At 39.1% G+C, this 21737-nt stretch carries 19 protein-coding genes; 12 read left to right on the top strand and 7 right to left on the bottom strand.

The genetic code is table 11. The features are described from left to right. Positions 1 to 513 carry an MgtC/SapB family protein gene (locus I6E70_RS12995; RefSeq protein ID WP_007582656.1) on the top strand — a complete coding sequence of 171 codons (513 nt, stop codon included), beginning with the start codon at positions 1 to 3 and terminating at the stop codon, positions 511 to 513. A gap of 16 nt (positions 514 to 529) precedes the next feature. On the opposite strand, the gene I6E70_RS12990 is transcribed toward I6E70_RS12995, so the two are convergent. Further along, positions 530 to 1756: a sensor domain-containing phosphodiesterase gene (locus tag I6E70_RS12990; protein WP_197188868.1), complete on the bottom strand. Its 1227-nt coding sequence runs from the start codon at positions 1754 to 1756 to the stop codon at positions 530 to 532. 88 nt (positions 1757 to 1844) lie between these two features. After that, on the bottom strand, positions 1845 to 2855 hold the full coding sequence (locus I6E70_RS12985) for a GlxA family transcriptional regulator (protein WP_169060177.1): 1011 nt from the start codon (positions 2853 to 2855) through the stop codon (positions 1845 to 1847). 125 nt (positions 2856 to 2980) lie between these two features. Between I6E70_RS12985 and I6E70_RS12980 the strand changes: the two genes are divergently transcribed. Together I6E70_RS12980 and I6E70_RS12975 are read left to right on the top strand one after the other, a co-directional pair. After that, positions 2981 to 4888, top strand: coding sequence for a beta-ketoacyl synthase (locus I6E70_RS12980; protein WP_197188867.1), 1908 nt, complete (start codon positions 2981 to 2983; stop codon positions 4886 to 4888). A gap of 181 nt (positions 4889 to 5069) precedes the next feature. Continuing rightward, the gene (locus I6E70_RS12975) at positions 5070 to 6095 is read left to right on the top strand and encodes an energy transducer TonB (RefSeq protein ID WP_197188866.1); all 1026 of its coding nucleotides are present in this window, start codon (positions 5070 to 5072) and stop codon (positions 6093 to 6095) included. A 107-nt stretch (positions 6096 to 6202) separates the two neighbouring features. Here the strand turns inward: I6E70_RS12975 and I6E70_RS12970 are convergent, their stop codons facing one another. Next, complete coding sequence (locus I6E70_RS12970; protein ID WP_024590122.1) at positions 6203 to 6619, bottom strand: MgtC/SapB family protein; 417 nt, start codon at positions 6617 to 6619, stop codon at positions 6203 to 6205. Between the two features lie 213 nt (positions 6620 to 6832). On the opposite strand from I6E70_RS12970, the gene I6E70_RS12965 reads away from it, so the two are divergent. Further along, positions 6833 to 8350: a BCCT family transporter gene (locus I6E70_RS12965; protein WP_318838453.1), complete on the top strand. Its 1518-nt coding sequence runs from the start codon at positions 6833 to 6835 to the stop codon at positions 8348 to 8350. A 72-nt stretch (positions 8351 to 8422) separates the two neighbouring features. Continuing rightward, the gene (locus tag I6E70_RS12960; RefSeq protein ID WP_024607503.1) at positions 8423 to 8761 is read left to right on the top strand and encodes a hypothetical protein; all 339 of its coding nucleotides are present in this window, start codon (positions 8423 to 8425) and stop codon (positions 8759 to 8761) included. Here the strand turns inward: I6E70_RS12960 and fghA are convergent. Then, a complete protein-coding gene (gene fghA, locus I6E70_RS12955) occupies positions 8715 to 9557 on the bottom strand; it encodes an S-formylglutathione hydrolase (protein ID WP_197188865.1) in 843 nt (280 codons plus the stop codon). The genes I6E70_RS12960 and fghA overlap by 47 nt on opposite strands. A gap of 72 nt (positions 9558 to 9629) precedes the next feature. Further along, complete coding sequence (locus I6E70_RS12950) at positions 9630 to 10751, bottom strand: S-(hydroxymethyl)glutathione dehydrogenase/class III alcohol dehydrogenase (RefSeq protein ID WP_007375333.1); 1122 nt, start codon at positions 10749 to 10751, stop codon at positions 9630 to 9632. A 134-nt stretch (positions 10752 to 10885) separates the two neighbouring features. Here I6E70_RS12950 and I6E70_RS12945 point away from each other — a divergent pair, with 134 nt between their 5' ends. From I6E70_RS12945 to hflX, 7 genes are all read left to right on the top strand, one after another. Beyond that, positions 10886 to 11758 carry a LysR family transcriptional regulator gene (locus I6E70_RS12945; RefSeq protein ID WP_197188864.1) on the top strand — a complete coding sequence of 291 codons (873 nt, stop codon included), beginning with the start codon at positions 10886 to 10888 and terminating at the stop codon, positions 11756 to 11758. 147 nt (positions 11759 to 11905) lie between these two features. Continuing rightward, entirely contained in the window at positions 11906 to 13123 is a 1218-nt protein-coding gene (locus I6E70_RS12940; protein ID WP_024590127.1) for a lipoprotein-releasing ABC transporter permease subunit, read from the top strand. After that, positions 13116 to 13814 (top strand): lipoprotein-releasing ABC transporter ATP-binding protein LolD, encoded by a 699-nt coding sequence (gene lolD / locus I6E70_RS12935; RefSeq protein ID WP_007375330.1) that lies wholly within the window; start codon positions 13116 to 13118, stop codon positions 13812 to 13814. The genes I6E70_RS12940 and lolD overlap by 8 nt, the downstream gene beginning before the upstream one ends. Next, complete coding sequence (locus I6E70_RS12930; protein ID WP_165735013.1) at positions 13804 to 15048, top strand: lipoprotein-releasing ABC transporter permease subunit; 1245 nt, start codon at positions 13804 to 13806, stop codon at positions 15046 to 15048. The genes lolD and I6E70_RS12930 overlap by 11 nt, the downstream gene beginning before the upstream one ends. 117 nt (positions 15049 to 15165) lie before the next feature. Next, positions 15166 to 15639 (top strand): DUF1456 family protein, encoded by a 474-nt coding sequence (locus tag I6E70_RS12925; protein WP_197118122.1) that lies wholly within the window; start codon positions 15166 to 15168, stop codon positions 15637 to 15639. Positions 15640 to 16012: 373 nt separating this feature from the next. Beyond that, positions 16013 to 17365 (top strand): NADP-specific glutamate dehydrogenase, encoded by a 1353-nt coding sequence (gene gdhA, locus I6E70_RS12920; protein ID WP_101164043.1) that lies wholly within the window; start codon positions 16013 to 16015, stop codon positions 17363 to 17365. Between the two features lie 198 nt (positions 17366 to 17563). After that, positions 17564 to 18913: a GTPase HflX gene (gene hflX / locus I6E70_RS12915; protein ID WP_197188863.1), complete on the top strand. Its 1350-nt coding sequence runs from the start codon at positions 17564 to 17566 to the stop codon at positions 18911 to 18913. Between the two features lie 152 nt (positions 18914 to 19065). On the opposite strand, the gene I6E70_RS12910 is transcribed toward hflX, so the two are convergent. Further along, the gene (locus I6E70_RS12910) at positions 19066 to 20799 is read right to left on the bottom strand and encodes an AMP-binding protein (protein WP_197188862.1); all 1734 of its coding nucleotides are present in this window, start codon (positions 20797 to 20799) and stop codon (positions 19066 to 19068) included. 185 nt (positions 20800 to 20984) lie between these two features. Further along, complete coding sequence (locus I6E70_RS12905) at positions 20985 to 21431, bottom strand: DUF3010 family protein (protein ID WP_007582681.1); 447 nt, start codon at positions 21429 to 21431, stop codon at positions 20985 to 20987. Positions 21432 to 21737: the final 306 nt, after the last annotated feature.

The raw sequence follows: 21737 nt of genomic DNA, 5'->3' as shown, positions 1-21737 counted from the left end.
GTGACTTTTTTAGATTTAATTGATGTAGCCCCGTATTCGTGGGCAGCTATTGGTACTGCGGCTTTTTGCGGTGCCATTATTGGTATAGAGCGCCAGTTGCGCGGCAAACCTGTAGGCATTCGTACATCAGCCCTAATAACCTTGGGTACGTATTTGTTTTTATCCACTGCGTTTAATTTACAAGGGGATGTAATAGATCACTCTCGTGTGGTTGGGCAAATAATTACAGGTATCGGCTTTTTAGGGGCTGGCGTTATGCTCGCAAAAGATGGTGCGGTAGTTGGCGTTACATCAGCTGCAACCATTTGGGTACTTGCATCAATAGGCGTTATGATAGCGACCGAAAACCTTGGCGCTGCAATAAAACTCTCGGTGCTGGTGGTCGGTATTTTATACGGTGTTGACGTACTTGAGGCTAAATTTAAAAGCTTAAGCAAAGGCGTACACACTAAAGTAAAAAACTACCAAAAACGCTATTATCGAAAAGAATTTAACGACACTGAACGCCACTAAAAGTGGCGTTTTTTAATTAGAGCGTAATTGTTTGATAGTGGATGGCATCTTCAATAGGAGCTGGGCGCCCAATAAAATAGCCTTGTACGTTATCAACGCCTAGTTTTCTGAGTGTGTTTAATTCATCTTGATTTTCTATACCCTCAGCTACAATTGAGCAATTAATAGCTTTAACAAATCCGCATAGTGCTTTAGCTAATAAAAACTTTCTACGGTCTGTGTTTATATTTTGAGTGAGGCTTATGTCTAACTTAATGATATCTGCCTCTAATTCTAAAATATGCTGAAAAGATGAAAATCCAGCACCTACATCATCGATAGCTAGCTTTAAACCCCGGTTTCTTAATGGTCGAAGTGCGGTTCTCATAGCTTGGTAGTCTAAAATAGGTGAATGTTCAGTCACTTCTAAAATTATTCTATTACAATCAATGCTTTGTAATACTTTGTCTATTGAGCCTGATAAAATATGCTGAGGTGAAGTATTTATAGTGATATAAGCTTTTTCATCAAATTGATCTAAGCAATGTAATGTATTTTGTATAGCAAGTATTTCTAATGCTTCTCCTAAACCCAGTTTTTCAGCATCTTTAAACCAAATATCAGGTGTTTTATAGGGTTCAATAAAAAAGCGTGACAGAGACTCATAACCCGAAAGTTGATTGGTTGATAAATTAAATATGGGCTGAAAATAAATCGTAATATCGTTTGTTTTTATAATATTTTCAATAAGCGACTTTGACTCATTATTTAAAATGTCAGATTGAACTTTTTTTTCGATTAACTCAGTAGCTATTTCAGAAATCAGCCTAAGAAATGACAAATCTCTGTCGTTCAAGGTATTGTCTAATACGGTTTTATAACAGCAAAAAGTTCCATAAATTTTCCCGGTGGATAAGATAATGGGTACACCAATATAAGAGCCAATATTTAGCTTTTCTGTCACTGGCATGTTGCGGGTTATTGGATGCTCAAGAGTATTAGGGATTATTTGTTCTAGCTCGTTATCGAATATTTTTTTACAGTAAGTTTCGCAAATTGGATCTGAATTACCTTCTGATACGCAGGTATTTGTAGTTTGGTTATCTACCACTTTAAAAACGCGATCAGTATTGGTGAATTCTGAAATAAACGCGACTTCCATACTCAAATGTTTTCGTACAAGTGAAAGTAACTTTAATAACTTTGATTCAATAGAAGCATCGCTTTGTGGATCAAAAAGGTGCTTACTAAGTTTATCTCTCATGCAGTTACCTTGGTATAGCGTAAATTATATTATTGATAAGAGTATAATTTATGTATAAAAAAATGCCAATTTAGAGTGTCGTCCCTGGTTATCCAAATAACTTTCGTCTAACTACTTTTCTATAACCACTAGGTGTTTGGCTTAATACTTTTTTAAACACGCGTGTCAAATGCCCTTGGTCGTTATATCCCACTTCTAAAGCCACTTCTTGAATTGATAAATTTGATGATGCTAATAACTCTTTCGCACCTTCTACGCGTAATTGTTGCCAATACTCAATAGGGCTTTGATTAGTTGCGGCTCTAAAACGGCGGGTAAAAGTACGGTAGCTCAAGCTAAATTGGGCAGCGACTTCTTGCAGATTTAACTCGGTGGCTAAATTTGTTTTTAGCCAAAACTGAATTTGCGCAATTAGCTCGTCGGGGTGACGATCAACTGCACCCTCGAGATAGCGTTGATCTTCGTAGGGTTTACGTATTTCGTGCGAAAAGTTTCGCTCTACATGTTGAGCGGCGGCTTTTCCATAGTACTGACTAATAATATGTACGATCACATCTGCAAGGGCATTAAGGCTTGCTACGGTGTACATGCGTTCTGACTGGGTTATAAAAAAGTCGGGTTTTAAACGCACTAACGGGTAGTCGTGGCTAAATTGATTGGCGTAGTGCCAATGGGTGGTAGCAGGGTGCCCATCAAGTAAGCCAGCCTCAGCTAGTAAGCAGTTGCCAGTGCCTACACCAATTATATGGCTGCCTGCGCTAAAGCTCTCGCTTAGCCAATCAACTACGTCTTGATTTGTACGCACTACAGGGCGCGGGTTTCGCCAAATACCCGGCACTATTATTAAATCACTATAGGGCGCATTAGTTGTTATGCAATCAGGAATTATTGCAAGGCCAGCGCGAGTAGCTATAGATTCAGCACTTTTAGCCACTAAATTTATAGCAAGCGGTCTAAAACTTTGCTTATCAATATGGCCTTTAGCAAAGGCCTCGCCGGCTCTTAACATCTCAATAGGCAGCGTTAAACTAGTCACTAATAAATGCGGATATACCGCTATAGCAATGTTTAGTGGTGGATTAGTGTTTTTTTCAGTCATATAAATGCTCCGACCAGTGTCTTTTGGCCTTTTGTGCTGAATATTTGGCTATTAAAGCACAATGCATAGTGCATAATCCATTTAAACTGCCTCTTCTTCTAATAACACGTTTTTAAAGGTAAATTATGACTGCATTACCCGTTATAGTAGGCATGGGTGGCATTAACGCCGCTGGCCGTACTTCTTTTCATCAAGGTTATCGCCGTATCGTGTTAGATAGTTTAAATGCTCAAGATCGCAGTGAAACATTTTTAGGCCTCGCCACACTGATGAATCTAGTAAGTGTTGTAAACGGCCAATTACAAGATATACAAGGTAATAATGTTGAGCAAAGCGACATAGAAGCACGCTTTGGTGAGCAAATTATTGCTGGTACTCTTATTCGTAAAATTGAAAAAGAACACTTTGATGCCGATGCCACACCGTGGCAGCAAAAAATGACGCTAAACGCATCAAGCGATAACGCAATTGTGTTTGAAACGCGCGCTCGCGACTTACCTACACCTGTTCCAGCTAGCTGGCAAGTTGAAGAACTTGAAGGCAAAAAAGTAAAAGTAACTATTGCAGCCGACTTAGATGTTAAGCATGACTCAACACGTGATAACCCGATTAAATCTGCAGGGCAATTTCCGACTGGGTTTGATCCGTCTGTTATGTATAACAGCCGCTATCAGCCTCGTGGTTTGCAAGCTACTATTTTTGCAGCTACCGATGCTATTAAATCAACAGGGCTTGATTGGCAGCATATTATGAATAGCGTAGAGCCAGATAAAATTGGTACCTATTCAGCGTCGGTAATTGGCCAAATGGACGACAAAGGCCTAGGCGGTTTAGTAAAGGCGCGCCAACAAGGCGACCGTGTTAGTACTAAGCAGTTAGCACTGGGTTTAAATACAATGTCGACCGACTTTATTAACGCCTATGTTACGGGCAATGTAGGGACTACGTTTTCGACCTCGGGCGCCTGTGCTACGTTTTTATACAACTTACGTGCAGCGGTTAACGACATACAGGCAGGGCGTACACGCGTTGCGGTTGTCGCAAGTGTTGAGTGTGCTATTACACCAGAAGTGATTGAAGGCTTTGGTAACATGAGCGCACTTGCAAATGTTGAAGGTTTGCGCCGTTTAGATAACTTATCAAGTGATGAAGAACCAGATTATCGTAAAAGTAGCCGACCATTTGGCGACAACTGCGGCTTTACATTAGGTGAAGGCGCACAAGTTGCTATTTTAATGGACGATGCCTTAGCCCTTGAATTAGGCGCTGACATTATGGGCTGCGTACCGGATGTATTTGTAAATGCAGATGGCATAAAAAAATCAATTACGTCACCTGGTCCTGGTAACTATATTACCATGGCTAAATCGGCTGCTTTAGCAACAAGCCTTTTAGGCAAAGAAGCCTTGCAAGAACGTAGCTTTATTTTAGCGCATGGCTCAAGTACACCGTTAAACCGCGTAACAGAGTCGCTGATATATCACAAAGTGGCACAAACGTTCGCTATTGATAATTGGAAAGTGACAGCGCCAAAAGCCTATGTTGGTCATACTATAGCTCCTGCAAGTGGCGACCAATTAGCGATAGCTCTAGGTGTATTTAGCCATAATATTATGCCGGGTATTACCACAATTGATAAAGTGGCTGATGATGTTTACACCGATCATCTTGATATTCGTAATAGCCATTACGAATGCGCCGATATGGATATTGCTTTTATAAATTCAAAAGGCTTTGGCGGTAACAATGCAACAGCTACCGTACTTTCACCAAAAGTAACAATGCAAATGCTCGCTAAGCGCCATGGCGATGAAGTTATGAGTAGTTACGCGCAGAAAAACGTGGCAATTAAAGCCGCGCAACAAACGTATCAAGCTCAAGCTGATTTAGGCCAATATGAGCTTATTTACCGCTTTGGCGACGGACTTATTGACGACAACGACATTGTAATAGACGAGCAAAGTATTCAGTTACCTGGCTTTGAAAAAGCAATTACATTTAGCACAACAAATTCCTATCAAGATATGTTTTAAGCACACATACTTGTTAGCAAGGCGCTTTTTAAGCGCCTTTTTTAATGCCTCAAATATATTTATCTATTAAGTTTTTTCTAAGTGAAGCTCATTAAATGAACTAATTTTTTGTATTTACACTTGCTTTTATGTTGATCGTTTGTTTCTATTATATAAACACTATCTAGGATGGATAAAACTGATGAAAAAACTCATATTAGCGCTTTCTTTAACTTGTACTTTTACTCAATTCTCTGTTTTTGCAGATGACTTTGTTCCTGCAGAAGTGATTAATAAAAACTACGATCAGCTCACTAATACTTCTTCGCGCGCTTCGAGGTTAGAGGGGATTAATTTGAGCAGTTACGTGGTTGATAAAAGCGGGCAGGTTAGTGATATAGAAATTGTAGCTACGGTTGGGCAAAAAAAGTACCAAAGAGAAGTAATGGATTACGTGTCTAAGCTCAACTACAAAAGTGCAAAATTAAATGGTGAGACTATCCCTGTAGCAAAAACCATTACTGTAAGTTCGCAAAATTTGCATATTAATTTTTCAAACGATAAAGCGTCTCGCGGCTTTTTTAATGATTATGAGCAAGCTAGTAAATTAATCGACGAAAAGAAATACGATGAAGCTAAAAGCCGTATCGATGAATTAGAAAATGAACATACTAAAAATACGGTTGAGATTGTTTTGCTTGCATGGCTTAAAAGCCAGCACAGTTATTTTGTGCAAGATTGGAAGAGCTTTGATCAGCATATCTACGAAGCGTTTTTATTTAGAGATAATCTACCAGATCAAATTCAAAAACGTGTGATTAAAAACGCTTTACAGTGGTTTATATCAAAACAAGATTATGTACGTGCTTATGATGCAATAGATGCACTAGGCAATATTGAATCCATAACCTTTACAGAGCAAAACAAGGAACAGTTGTTAACTCAAGTGAACGATATTTATAAAAACTCGGGAGATATTAAGCAACAATTTAGTTTAGCTTCAGAACAAGCTGTAATGCCTATGATGTCGAAGTCTGAAGTTAAATTAGAATCAGAATTACCACTGAGCAAAGTGCAACTTAGATGCGAAAACAAAGTCGTTGACTATGACACTAATACAATTGATAAAATTGTTATTTCGAAAAATGATTTGCGTTGTGGATTATTAATAAAAAGCGCTCAAGCACAAACAATTACACTTAAGCAAAGCGGTGAAAGCTTTTTATAAAAATTGTAACTCCCCACATATAAATTATGGGGAGTTATTGCATTAATAAGTCTTGGCTATACAAACAATGCATTGGAATTTTGCTGCAATACTTATTAAAAAAACTGTTACTTAAACTTTTTTACATACCTAAGCGTTATAAAGTTAATAATGGCAAGTAAAATTGCTATTTCGTAGCGGCTGTACGCTACGGCTATACCAATTAAACCCATATTCCAAATACTGGCTGCGGTTGCTGTGCCGGAGGTTGATTTGTTATTTTTCAAAATTGCGCCACCGCCAATAAAACCAATACCAGTAATGATGCCTTGCAACATTTTTGATTGAGCTTCTGCGCCATCTAAAACCGACATAGCAATTAATGCATACCCACACGATGCAACAGCAACAAGAGGAAAGGTACGAAGGCCTGCGCCATCATTACTACGCTCTCTGTCGTAAGCCATGGGTAGTGCAAGTAGGTATGCAATACCTAAGTGTATTAAGTTATCGATGATTTCATTCCACTGTAAATCAATTTCCATTATTGAACCTGTGCTGGTTAACTTTGTTAATAATAAGCAAACAGTAAGCCATGGCATAAATGACTATTAATCAATGAGTTATTGTTAATGCCTGTATTTAACAAGAATTATTGAGGAAACTTTTACATGTTTTTATTACTATTTTACGCAATAGTTAATTTGATCTGAGTTTTAAAGCCCCGTATTCTTTTATCCAGACTAAAAGACACCTATGTGAATCTCTTGCCTTTAAATAAAACATTAAGCACACCCACTAAGCTTGAAAAAACAGCCTTACTATTTTGCGTTGGGTTATCTGTTATTGCTTTTTTATTTCCTGAATTACTCACAGAGCACTTACAACCCGCTATTAATAAAATTTTAGGTTATTTAGGGTCGCCATTTTTTATATTGGTAAACTTGTTACTTTTTTCTGTGATAGCTATTGCTATAAGCCCATTAGGGCAACGAAAAATAGGAGGAACGCAAGCACTTGTTGAGTTTAGTACCTTTGGTTGGCTTTCTATGTTGTTTGCAGCAGGAATGGGCTCAGGACTTATATTTTGGGGAGTAGCAGAGCCTGCACTACACACAGTTAACTCGCCTTTAAAGCAAAGCTTGTATCCCAACCACCAAACAAGTGGTTTGGCACTTACACTAGTTAATTGGGGCGCGCATGCATGGGCGCTCTATGCAGTATTTGGCTTGGTATTAGGTGGGCTTACTCGCAATAGTGGTACAGCGGGCGATATTAGTGCTCCTGTGATCAGTGCAACTAAAGGCGTTATTAATCGGGCTTGGCAGTTACAGTTGAGCTTTAGCATTAAATTAATTGCCATACTTGCAATATTTTTTGGTGTCGTGGGCACAATTGCTAATTCAACTTTATTACTGCGTAAAGGGCTCGAGCTTGAGCTAGGGGTTGAGTCTGCTTTATTTTCGGGGTTTATTATTATTTTTTTAATTGCGCTGCTTTATACTATTTCTGCAAAGTTGGGGCTTAAAAAAGGAATTCAAACTCTTAGTAAATTTAATGTGTTTTTAGCATTTGCACTTATAGCATGGCTATTAATTTTTTTGCCTATACAGCCAATTATAGATATAGCAATAGACGGTACATGGGATTACATTCAGCTCATAACCACAGGTACATGGCAGTTTGAAAGCGTACTTAATGACCCTGCATGGGCAACAGGTTGGACATACAATTACTATTTTTGGTGGTTAGCTTGGGGCCCGTTTGTTGGTGTTTTTTTGGCAAAAATTAGCCAAGGACGGCCGGTTTGGCAATACATTTTAGGTGTCGTATTTGTACCAACCTTTGTGACTATTATATGGTTTAGTGTGTTTTCGGGCTCTGCAATTGCGTGGGATCAAACTCACAATGCAGGCATTTTAGAGGCTATTAAAGCCGATTATACGCAAGGGCTGTTTGTATTTTTCGAGCAATTAGGCTGGCAAGGCGGTCTATTAATTTGGTCAAGTTTATTGCTTCTACTCATTTTTGTAGCCACATCAGCAGACTCTGCTGTTTTGGTTATTCGCCAATTAAGTGGTGCAAGTGAAGCTCAAACATGGAGCTTGTATGCTTGGTCGTTTGCACTAGGTTTATGCGCTTTTGTTTTGTTAGTACAAAACAATGAACCATTAAACAGAAGCGTTGCTATTATTGGAGCGCTTCCTTTTTTAATTATATTTATATTGCAATTAATTGGTTTTATTAAAGAGTTCATACGTGAATTTAAGCACTAAGGCTTACATTTATTTACAATGCTATTTTTAAAATTGTATATAATTTAGGTAATTATATTGGTGGGGTTAATAATGCGTACTTTTTTGATTATTCTATTTTCAAATGTATTAATTGGTTGCGCTGCTGCGGGTATAATTTTAGATGGGGCAGCGCGCTCTCAACCTGGCCCAGTAAATGCAGGGCCTGTTGTAAAAGATAAAGAGGGCTTTAGCTTTACTAAACTCGGTGTTGAAGCCGATATGGCTATAGTTGAATTTATTAAAGGTAAGGGCAATAATAATACGGTACAAGTATGCAGGCAAGTGAGTAAAGTATTGAAAGAGTGTGTAGAGTTAGAAAAGTCATCCCTACACACTAATGAGCCTATGCAGTTAAAAACTGATGATGAAATAATAAGTGTTGGTCAATAAAGCTGCTTATAAAAAAGTAGCTATGATCGTAGCCTGCTTGCATTTCAAGTGTAAGTGGGTAGCCTTTTTTATCAGCAATAGCGACTAAGTTTTCTGGCTTAAGTTGCTCTTGTAAAAAGCCATCAGCATCACCTTGACTCACTAACATAGGTAAGTAATGAGCTTGCTCTGCGTTTTTCATCAACTCGCAGCTATCATATTGTGCCCAAAGCGCCTTATCATTTCCTAAATAGCCAGAAAATGCTTTTACACCCCAAGGGCATTCAATTGGATTTACAATAGGGCTAAAAGCCGAGGCACTTACAAACGAAGTCGGGTTTTTAAGTGCAACCATTAATGCACCGTGCCCGCCCATAGAGTGACCACTAATTGCTTTTGTGCTTGTAATCGGAAAATGTTGTTCAATAAGTGCAGGTAATTCACTAACAACATAATCGTACATATTAAAATGAGTGTTGTAAGGAGCTTGCGTGGCATTTACGTAAAAGCCTGCGCCTTGTGCAAAGTCGTAGCTGTCTTCATTGGGGACGTTTTCGCCGCGCGGGCTAGTGTCAGGCGCTACAATAGCAATACCCAGCTCAGCTGCTTTTTTAAATGCGCCGGCTTTTTGCATAAAATTTTCGTCTGTACAGGTTAAACCTGATAGCCAATAAAGTACCGGTACTTTGTTTGTCTCACTTGCGCCAGGTGGTAAAAATACGGCAAAGCGCATAGTGCTATGTGTACTTTGCGAGCTGTGAGTATATTGTTTATGCCAACCGCCAGACACTTTTACACTTGAGATATTTTCTAACATACTTAATCCTTAAAAGCCGTAAACTTAAAAGTATTACGGCTTATTAATAAGCTATTTTACGAATGCAGTTTATTAGTAATGAATGACTGTACGAATACTTTTGCCTTCGTGCATTAAATCAAACGCTTCATTAATATCTTCAAGGCCCATTGTATGAGTAATAAAGTCGCTAAGAGCAAACTCACCCGCCATGTAACGCTCAACAATTTCAGGAAGTTGTGAACGGCCCTTAACACCACCAAATGCGCTACCACGCCATACACGCCCAGTTACCAGTTGAAACGGACGGGTTGATATTTCTTGGCCAGCACCCGCCACACCAATAATTACCGATTCTCCCCAACCTTTATGGCAACACTCAAGTGCTGAGCGCATAACGTCAACATTACCGATACATTCAAACGAGTAGTCAACGCCGCCGTCTGTCATTTCAACAATAACCTCTTGAATTGGCTTGTCGAAATCTTTTGGGTTAATTAAATCAGTTGCACCTAGTTTTGTAGCTAAATCGAATTTAGTGGTGTTTATATCAACACCAATAATACGACCAGCACCGGCCATTTTTGCGCCAATAATCGCAGACAAACCAATACCGCCTAAGCCGAATATAGCAACAGTGTCGCCAGGCTTTACTTTAGCAGTGTTGGTAACTGCGCCCATGCCTGTTGTTACACCACAGCCTAGTAAGCAAATCTCTTCTAGTGATGCTTCTTTATTTACTTTAGCGAGTGAGATTTCTGGCAATACAGTGTACTCAGAGAACGTTGATGTACCCATGTAGTGATAAATTGGTTGGCCGTCTTTAAAAAATCGTGTAGTGCCGTCTGGCATTAGGCCTTTACCTTGTGTTTCGCGCACGGCTGAACACAGGTTAGTTTTACCTGAAGTACACATTTTACATACGCCACATTCTGCAGTGTATAAAGGAATAACATGATCCCCAACTTCAACACTCGTTACGCCTTCGCCAACAGCATAGACAACACCAGCGCCTTCGTGACCTAAAATAGCAGGAAATATGCCTTCAGGATCTTGGCCTGATAATGTAAATGCATCGGTATGACACACACCTGTAGCGGTAATTTTTACCATGACTTCGCCTTTTTTAGGCATCATCACATCAACTTCTTCAACACTAAGTGGTTGATTAGGACCCCAAGCAATGGCAGCTTTTGATTTAATAAATTCAGACATGTGTTTTATTTCCTTTAACTGGCTATTAAAAAATAATTGTAGACCCAATTTGCTTGGGTGATGTGCTTATTGTATTTGTTTCTCAAATAATGATAATCTCAATTTTATTAAAACACTTTTACAGTATGGTAATAATGGCGCGTTGGAATGGAATAGATGAGTTTATAGCTGTTGGGGAGGAGGGCAGCTTTACTGCGGCTGCAAAAACGCTTGGACTTTCGGTTGCGCATATTAGCCGCCATGTTACAGCGCTTGAGCAACGTTTAAATACCCAGCTTTTAACCCGTACAACCCGTAAAGTGGTTTTAACCAAAGAAGGCGAAGTGTACTTACATCAAATAAAGCACTTACAACACGCTATGGACGAGGCAACTCAAGGTCTTGCCACGCACCAAACTACACCAAAGGGTAAAATTAAGCTCACAGCCCCTGTTATGTATGGGGAAACGTTCATTATGCCCATAGTCCATAATTTTATGAAGGATCATCCCGAGGTCGAAGTTGTTGCCACACTAAGTAACGAGCAAGAAAACTTATTAGAGGGCGGATTTGATTTAGCCATAAGGCTAGGGCACTTAAAAGATTCGAGCTTAAAAGCGCGTAGGTTAAGTGCGCGGCGTTTTATTATGTGCGCGGCACCACAGTATTTAACGCGATTTGGTGAGCCGCACACTTTAGGCGAGCTAAACAGCCATGAATGTTTAATTGGGAATAGTAGCTACTGGCGCGTAAACGAAAATGGGCGCGATAAACACATTAAAATAGCGGGGCGGCTACAGTGTAATAGTGGTTGGGCGCTGGTGGATGGCGCAAAAAAGGGGCTTGGTATTGTACAGCTCCCAGACTACTACATTGAAAACGAAATTAACTCAGGGCAATTGGTGCCTATTTTAACACCCTATCAACCACAGCAAGAAGGGGTATGGGGCGTATATCCACCAAGGCAGTTTGTGGCCACTAATGTACGGGTATTGCTCGATTATTTAGTTAAAGGGCTGAAAGCTTAACCGCGAATTAATGGTTAAGCATGTATTGCTGTAAATATAGCCAAGTATCAGATTTTTAAATTATTTCTTACATTTTACGCCATACCCAAAGGCACTTTTTTCGTGCTACTATTGCTCAATACTTTTACGATAAGTGTTAAAAATAATATGTTTCAACCGGTTAGCTTATTTATAGGGCTTAGATATAGTCGCTCATCTAAAGGAAATGCGTTTATATCGTTTATTTCGTTTTTTTCTATTGCCGGTATCGCTATTGGTTTAATGGCATTATTTACGGTAAGCAGCGTAATGAACGGGTTTGAAAATAGCCTAAAAACCAATATGCTTGGACTTATTCCGCATGTTGAAGTTAGCGCAGGTAAACACACTGCCACCCAAATGAACACCCTAAAAACCGACCTCGAACAATCTCCTTATGTTGATCATGTAAGCTTATATCGCCACGGTGAAGCTATTTTGCAAACGAATAAAGACTTGCACGGCGTTTTATTACAAGGCCTTTATAACGATAGTGGTTCTTTGTATAGAATTACCGATAAAATAGTGCAAGGCGATTGGAAAACTGTATTAAACAAAAATTACAACATTGCTATAAGCCGTTATTTGAGTCGTAAATTAGGCGTTAGCGTGGGTGATAAGCTTCGCGTTATTATGCCTAATGCTTCAACGTATACACCACTTGGGCGAGTACCCAGCCAGCGTTTATTTAAAGTTGCCGCAATATACGAAACCGGATCTGAGATAGATATGGCACTTGCGTTTACGAGTGGCGCTTCACTACAACGGGTATTAAAGCTGGATAAAAACACTGCCCCAAATTTAAGTGTTTCATTGCACGAACCTTTCGAACTAGATGAGTTTATTGAAGCAAGCCAGCGTATTTTACAAGATCATAATTATAGTGATTGGCGCAGTACCCAAGGTACTCTATTTGCAGCCGTTGCTATGGAAAAGCGCATTATGTCTATGTTGCTTGCCCTCATTGTATTGGTGGCTGTATTTAATATTGTATCGGCATTAACCATGATGGTAAGCGAAAAACAAGGTGAAGTAGCCATACTACAAACGTTAGGTTTAACACCTTCGCAAGTGCAAAAAGTGTTTATGGTGCAAGGCTTATATAACGGCGTAATTGGTACCGCAATAGGCGCATTTTTAGGTGTAATATTTAGTTTATATATAAATGAGCTACTTGCATTAGTGGGCTTAAACTTACTGGCGGGTATAGAGCTTCCGGTAAAATTTGATATTTTGAGTTTAGTAATAATAGCGTTTGCCAGTATTGCTATGAGCTTTTTAGCTACCTTATATCCTGCGCGTAAAGCCGCAAAAGTAAAACCAGCAGAGGTATTACGTTATGAATGATTTAGTGATTAGTTGTGAAAATTTAAGTAAGGTTTATCAAGACGGCAGCAACCAAGTTGAAGTATTAAAAGGCGTTGATTTAGCGCTTCAGCAAGGTGAAATGCTCGCTATTGTCGGGAGTTCTGGCTCTGGTAAAAGTACGCTTTTACACATACTTGGCACATTAGATACCGCAAGCTCAGGTAGCGCTAAAATTAAAAACCAAGAAGTTGCAAAACTTTCGCGAACAGAGCAAGCCGCATTTAGAAACCAAAATTTGGGCTTTATCTATCAATTTCATCACTTATTAATGGAGTTTAGCGCAGTTGAAAACGTGGCTATGCCATTATTAATTAAAGGCTTGAGTGCAAAAGAAGCCAAAGCTCAAGCGCTCGATATGCTCGAAAAAGTCGGCCTTGCACATCGCAGCTCGCATAAACCGTCTGCGCTTTCTGGTGGAGAGCGCCAGCGCGTGGCCATTGCCCGCGCACTGGTTACTAAACCTGCGCTTGTGCTTGCTGATGAACCAACCGGTAATTTAGATAAACAAAATGCGATTAAAATTTACGATTTAATTAATGAGCTTAACCAAAGCTTAAACACGAGTTTTGTGGTAGTTACACACGATTTAGAACTTGCCGATAAGCTAGGCAAAATAGCTTATTTAGACGATGGAAAATTAGCTATTAAAGAGTCGCAGCATGTTGCTTAGTGCATTTTTAAGTAAACGTTTTAGAGCCTATTCAGGCCACAAAGATGAAAAAAACGGCTTTGTTAGTTTTATCGCTAAAGCGTCGACTATTGGTATTTTATTAGGTGTCGCGGTTTTAATTGTGGCGCTGTCGGTAATTAATGGTTTTGAGCAGCAACTAGTACATAGATTGCTAAGTGTTGTGCCGCAGGTTGAATATGTAGCACCAAGTAGACCCATCGCGAATTGGTCGCAAAAAGTTGAGGATTTACAAACACAACCGCATGTAACAGGGGCTGCGCCATTTATTGCAGTGAATGGGATGGCGCAATATAAAAGCCAGCTAAAAGCGATAGAAATTCGAGGTGTTGAGCCATCGCTCGAGAGTAATGTATCGGCGGTAAATCAGTTTACCAGTGGTAAATTAGTGAGTCAGTTAGGCCTTGATGATGTAATTTTAGGTAAGCAAATAGTAAAACAGTTAGATGCAAAAGTAGGCGACAACATTACGTTACTTATTCCGCAAATAGGCCAAAAAGGTCAGTCATTATTAGCGCCTAAACGCGTAACACTTAACCTTGCAGGTGTTATAGAAATGGGCGGCCCCATTGATAGTACCGCTGCGTTTATACATCTTAATAAAGCTCAGCAAACATTGGGTTACGATGAAACTCAAGTAACAGGGCTGCGGTTAAGTGTTGATGATGTGTTTACGGCGCACCAAATAGCGCTAAAAGTGGGCCAAACTATTGACGACTACGTGTATGTTTCCAGTTGGTTTAGAACCCAAGGCAGCCTTTATCAAGATATTCAAATGGTACGTACCATTGTTTATATTGTGGTGTTTTTAATTATAGCGGTAGCCAGTTTTAATATTGTGTCCTCTTTAGTGATGGAAGTACGCGAAAAACAAGGCAATATCGCAATTTTAAAAACCATGGGCGCGAAAGATAGTACTATTTTAGCCACCTTTGTAATGCAGGGCTTAATGCAAGCATTTGTAGGCGTGGCACTAGGAACACTAATTGGTGTGGTATTAGCGCTTAATATAAGTGAGCTTTTTACGTGGATAAGCCAATTATTTGGAGCCAATCCACTTGAGGGCGTTTATTTTATAGAGTTTTTACCAAGTAAATTAGTACTTGAAGACATTGGTATTACAGTGATTGTTACATTTGTGCTTGCGATACTTGCCACTATTTATCCTGCATGGCAAGCAACACGCGTAGATCCTGCCAAGGTGCTTGGTAACTAGGTATAAGAAGCTCAGATAAAAATTAATAGGGTGGTATTAGTAAACCTGTTAAACTAGGTGCTTATTTAAAATTAAGCAATAATTGCTTGGTTGCTATACCTCACTTTGGGATTTACTTTGACTAATAACGATATTTTACGCCGCATTCGCTACACTTTTAACTTAACTGATACTGCTATGGTCAATGTTTTTGCATCAGCAGAGCATACGGTCACCAAAGAGCAAGTAATTGCATGGTTAACTAAAGAAGGTGAAGAGGCTTTTACCCCAATAAGTGATACTGAGTTTGCTAGCTTTTTAAATGGGTTTATTAATACCCAACGTGGCAAACGCGAAGGTGAGCAACCAGAGCCAGAGAAAAAGCTAAACAACAATATTATCTTTATGAAGCTACGTATTGCTTTAAATATGAAAGCAGAAGATGTTATAGAAACACTTGCACTTGTTGATTTTGATTTAAGTAAACATGAGTTAAGCGCATTTTCTCGAAAAGTAGATAACAAACATTACCGTGTTTGTAACGATCAAATATTACGTTTGTTTTTAACTGGCGTACAAAAGCAGCACCGTCCAGAAGAGTCTGCTGAGTAACTGGTTTTAGCTAATTAGTTTTTAGTTAGTGGGTTTTTTGCGAGCGCAATGCAGTATAAAACCCATTAATTGTTATATTTTTAAACAAACCCACACCTAACCTAATACTTCTAAAATTCCCCTTTGAAAATATAAAAACTCACTTGGCACTGTTTTAATTTTAAATCTGTGAATTTAAATTCATCTTTAATAAATAAAAATCAAACTTCTAATCAAAAATAATTCACGTAGCTCGCGTTAAATATCTCAATTTTTCATGCTAAGGTAATAGTTAATTATATTAAATTAAGACCTTAAAGCATGAATCATAAACTTGATCACGTTTACTTTAACATCTGATAAATACTTTTATTATTAACACGGAAGAATAATTATGAATTATATCCATAGCACAATCGCACAATTAAAAAATAGTAGTCCTGCACAATGCGAGTTTTATCAAGCCGTTGAAGAAGTACTTGAATCACTCGAACCTATCTTAGAAAACTCAGAAAAATACAAAAAAAATGCCATTATACAACGCTTAGTTGAGCCCGAACGCCAAATTATGTTTAGAGTTCCCTGGGTTGATGACGAAGGCAATATTCAGGTAAATAAAGGCTACAGAATTGAGTTTAACTCTGCACTTGGCCCCTATAAAGGTGGCTTACGTTTTCACCCAAGTGTAAATGCCAGCATAATTAAATTTTTAGGGTTTGAGCAAATATTTAAAAATGCTTTAACAGGTTTACCGATCGGTGGTGGTAAAGGCGGGGCAAACTTTGATCCAAAAGGGCGCTCAGATGCTGAAATAATGCGTTTTTGCCAATCATTTATGAGCGAGCTCTATCGCCATATTGGCCCTACAACCGACGTACCCGCTGGAGACATTGGAGTCGGGGCGAGAGAAATAGGTTACTTGTTTGGTCAATATAAGCGTTTGACTGGGCGCTATGAAGGTGTTTTAACAGGTAAAAGCTTATTGTGGGGTGGATCGCTTGTACGAAAAGAAGCCACTGGATACGGCGCTGTTTATTTTGCTGACTACATGCTGCAAGCGCGCGGCGATAGCCTACAAGGTAAGCGCTGCTTGGTCTCGGGCGCAGGTAATGTTGCTATTTATGCCATGGAAAAGCTTTATCAAATGGGGGCAACACCAGTAAGTTGCAGCGACTCTCGTGGCACTGTGTATCATGAGTCGGGTATAGATTTAAATCTTATTAAATGTTTAAAAGAGCAATCGCGTGATTGCTTGAGCGTATATAAACAAACTCACCCCGATGCTATTTATATTCCTGTAAATGACTACCCTAAAGATGGGCATGCTGTTTGGCGCTTTAATGCTGCAGCTGCTTTTCCGTGCGCCACACAAAATGAATTAACACAGGCAGACGCTAACGCATTATTATCCGGCGGTTGTTTATTAGTAAGTGAAGGCGCAAACATGCCTTCAACAAAAGAGGCTATTGATTGCTTTATTGCTGCAAAAATTGCGTATGGGCCAGGTAAGGCCGCCAATGCTGGCGGCGTTGCAACAAGCCAATTAGAAATGGCGCAAAATGCGAGCATGCAAAGTTGGACCTTTGAAGAAGTTGATGAAAAGCTAAAACAAATTATGAAAAATATATTTGTTACCGCTAACGACACCGCTACAGAATTTGGTGAGCCTGGAAACCTTTTATTAGGCGCTAACATTGCAGGCTTTAGGCGCGTTGCAGATGCAATGATTGAGCAGGGTGTCGTTTAATATTAAAGCTGAACAATAAGGCTTTAATATAATATGATTTTAAAACTAGCCATAAAATTGAGTATATTATGGTTAGTTTTAAATATTAACGCCATTAGTGAACTATAACCCTATAAAGCTGGGCTATAACAGCGTAGGATCAAGTTACTTTCGAATGAAAATTAGGTTTGCACTTTAGGTGCATTAAGACAAAAAATTATGCAACTAACTGCAAAACCATCACTTCCTAATGCGTTACTTATTTCTATTAGTACACCACAATTTAAAGGTGACGAAGCAACAGAGTCGCTTGCAGAGCTTGCTCGTTTGGTGACCACGTTAGGATTTAAAGTAGTAGGTACGCAATCGCAAAAGCAAAGCTCAACTCAAAAAGTTAATGTACTGGGCTCAGGTAAATTAGCTGAAATAGCTCACCTTACAGGTAATAAAGGGATGGTTGAAGACGAGCAAGAAGATGATTTACTTGATGAAGACCCTTTAACCGAAATATCGTCAGAAATTCCATCAGACGAACTTGATTTTGCATGCGCCGATGTAGTGGTATTTGACTGTGATTTAACGCCTTCTCAACTACGTAATGTTGAGAACCAGCTGGGTGTAGAAGTATTTGATCGCACCGGTATTATCATTGAAATATTTAGCCGTCATGCGCGTACTAAAACTGCAAAATTACAAGTTGAAATTGCTCGCCTTAATTATGTAGCGCCACGGCTGCGTGAAACATCAACAGGTGATAAAGAACGCCAAATGGGTAAAGGTGCGGGTGAAACCACACTTGAGCTAAATCGCCGTAAGGTGCGCGATCAATTAGCAGAATTAAAGCGTGAGCTTGTTAGTGTTCAAGATGTAATGATGGACAGACGTACGCAACGCTCTGAGCTATTCTCAGTGGCTTTAATTGGTTATACCAATGCGGGCAAGTCATCAATGATGCGCGCAATTACAGGTAGTGATGTAGAAGGCGAAAATAAACTCTTTGCAACGCTAGATACCACTGTTCGCGCGCTGTATCCGATTACGCAGCCACGTATATTGGTTTCAGATACGGTTGGTTTTATTAAAAAATTACCTCATGATTTGGTGGCTTCATTTCATTCAACGCTCGCTGAGGCACATGATGCGTCGTTATTGTTGTATGTTGTAGATGCTTCAGATCCTTCTTTTCGCTCACAACTTGAAGTAGTACATAAAGTACTGGCAGAAGTTGGGGTGGAAGGCAGCAAAAAATTATTAGTACTGAATAAGTCAGACCAATTAAGTACTGAGCAGCAGCAGTCGCTAATGGATGAATTTCCTGATGCGATGATGACCTCTACGCGTAATCCAGATGATATTAGTAAATTGCACAAATACATTATTGGCATTGCTCAAGAGGACATGATTGAAGAAGAGATTGTTATACCGTACACAGCCAAAGGTATCGTGGGCGAAATCCGATCGAGTATGAGTGTTGTTAAAGAAGAATATGAATACAGCCACATTAAATTAACAGTGCGCTCGAGTGCGATTGATTTAGAACGTTTAAAAAAGAGAATGCTGAATTTATAATAAATTCAGTACAATTCAGTACATAAAAAGCACAGCCAATTGGCTGTGCTTTTTAGTATTAGTCCTAACATACGTAAATTTAACGCTGTTAGCTCTGAACATAGCTCTGAGATAAATTCCCTATCCAGAGCCTCAGTTACTTAGAGACGAAACTAGGAAAAAGCGTTGTCGCTTAGCTCTTCTTGCATTTGCTCACGCATTTTAAATTTTTGCAGTTTACCTGTTACTGTCATTGGATAGTTTTCTACAAAACGGATATGTCGTGGCATTTTAAAGTAGGCTAGTTTGTCTTTTAAAAACTCACGAATTGCTTGCTCATCAAGTACAGCATCTTCTTTTGGTTGGATCCAAGCGCATACTTCTTCGCCATACCTTTCATCTGTTATACCAAATATGGCAGCATCTTGAATGCCCGGGTAGGTGTAAAGCACTTCTTCTATTTCTCGAGGGTAAATGTTTTCGCCGCCGCGAATAATCATATCTTTTATACGCCCAACAATCGTGACAAACCCTTCTGTATCCATGACACCTAAATCGCCAGAGTGTAGCCAACCACTTTCATCTATTGTGGCTTTTGTTTTAGAATCGTCATTCCAATAGCAGCGCATTATACCTGCACCTTTACTACACACTTCGCCAGGTTGACCAATTTTTTGAATGTTACCCAGCTCGTCAATTATTTTAACCTCGGTATGGGCAAGTGCGCGGCCAACCGTTGTTACTTGCCGCTCTATTGAAGAGTCTGTTTCGGTAATGTTGTTTATGGGGCTGCACTCCGTTTGCCCGTAAGCAATCAGTACTTGATGCATGTTCATTTGTGTTTGTACTTTGCGCATTACTTGCTCTGGGCATGTAGAGCCTGCCATTACACCCGTGCGTAAAGTACTTAAGTCATAATCGTTAAAATTACTTAGCTCAAGCTCACTAATAAACATAGTAGGTACACCGTGCAGCGCTGTACATCCTTCTTGTTGAACTACATCTAGTGTGGTTTTTGCATCGAACGAATCACCTGGGTAAATGGCTGCTGCACCTTTACTAACACACAATAAGCTACCCAATACCATTGCAAAGCAATGATATAACGGGATAGGGATACATAACTTGTCATCGCTCGTAAAGTGCATAGATTCGGCGACGAATAGCGCATTATTTAAAATGTTTTTATGAGTGAGCGTTGCGCCTTTTGGGTTGCCTGTTGTGCCTGATGTAAATTGTATATTGATGTCTTGCTCAGCATTTAAGTTTGCACCTATTGCTTTTAATTCAAGCTCATGTGCTGATGTTGGCAAGTTAATAACATCATTAAAAGAGTACATACCAGGAGATGCTTCATCGCCAATGCGGATTATATTTTTAAGAGTGGGCAGTGCTTTTAAATTAAGTGTGTCTTTATTGCAAGTTGCAAGTTCTGGAGCCAAACCATTGAGCATTTCTAAATAATCACTACCTTTAAAGTTTGATGCTGTGATTAGAGTAGAGCATTCAACACTATTTAAGGCATATTGTAATTCGTTAGGGCGATACGCAGGGTTGATGCAAACCATTATTGCGCCAATTTTGGCTGTTGCAAATTGGGTTAAGCACCACTCAATATTATTAGGAGACCAAATACCAACACGCTCGCCTGGTTTCACGCCAAGTGCCAGCAACCCCATAGCAAGTTGATTAACTTCTTTTTGAAATTCTTTATACGTTAAGCGAATACCCTGGTGATGAACTACAACAGCTAACGCCTCTGGATTTTTGTCGACAATAAAGTCAAAGTACTCCCCGATAGTCGAATTTGTTAAAGGTGTGCTTTGTATACCTTTAAAATAGCTTTGCGATAACGGTAAGTGATTTATTTGTTCTACTTCTTTTACCGCAATAGTGTGTGTGTGCATTGCTCTCTCCATGAAAATGTGTGTGAGTTATGTAAACTACAAAGTTAAAATAAACACATATTGTCGACAAAGAGAAGTGCAGTTAGACTAATGTATTATTAGATTAATAAAAGCTAATACTACTTTTTAGACACAAAAAAACGCGTCTTACAATGTAAGTACGCGTTTTTAAACGAGTAATGAGTTTACATTTCGTCGCTGCGGTATGTTTTTTTCATTATGTAAACGTAAGCGTTTACAAATGCATTTTCTTGGTACTTTTTAAGACCTGTTTCTTCAAAATCAATAGGAATAGGATTACGCTTTACCTGTTCTTTAATTTCAGTTGTGGTAAATAAACGTACGTCTAAATTGTCGATTAATTGAATCGCAGTTTCCATTTTGAATCCCTTTGCGCTGCCAGCAAATTTACCTTTAGGCTGACGCTCACGGATTGCAACAGAATCAATTTGGTAATCTTGCATTAGTTTTGCAAAATCGAATTGAAATTTACGCATTACTTCAGTGTCGTTACCGTTACCTAAGGTAAAGCGTGTTTGGCGCACATCGCGAATATCAAATACGTCATTATCTTTACTTAAAATACAAAGTAGTACATCACTACCGGTAATTTCTACACCACATGTTCTCATGTCTATTCTCTAAAATAACTTAATTACGCAGTATTATACGCAACACACATTAAAATGCGAGTGTAGGTATAGTTGTAGGTGCGTAATTAGTGCGTTGATGCTTTTATATTTTAATGAAATGATTTTTTTTGCTCTAAAAGTTACATTTTGTGCTCAAAACGGGTGGATTTCACCCCTTAAAACTTGTAATTAAATGCGCAGCACGCGACAATATATCTTTGTAGTTGAATAGACTCTGCATCTACATTTATTAGTCAATGCTTATTCGTAAAAGCGTTGTCGAGTCATTCTCATTTAATTTATTAA

The organism is Pseudoalteromonas sp. NGC95 (assembly GCF_015864705.1).
Taxonomy (GTDB): Bacteria; Pseudomonadota; Gammaproteobacteria; order Enterobacterales; family Alteromonadaceae; genus Pseudoalteromonas; species Pseudoalteromonas arctica.
The sequence above is the reverse complement of the archived record's forward strand: the minus strand, read 5'-3'. Positions and strand labels throughout refer to the sequence as shown.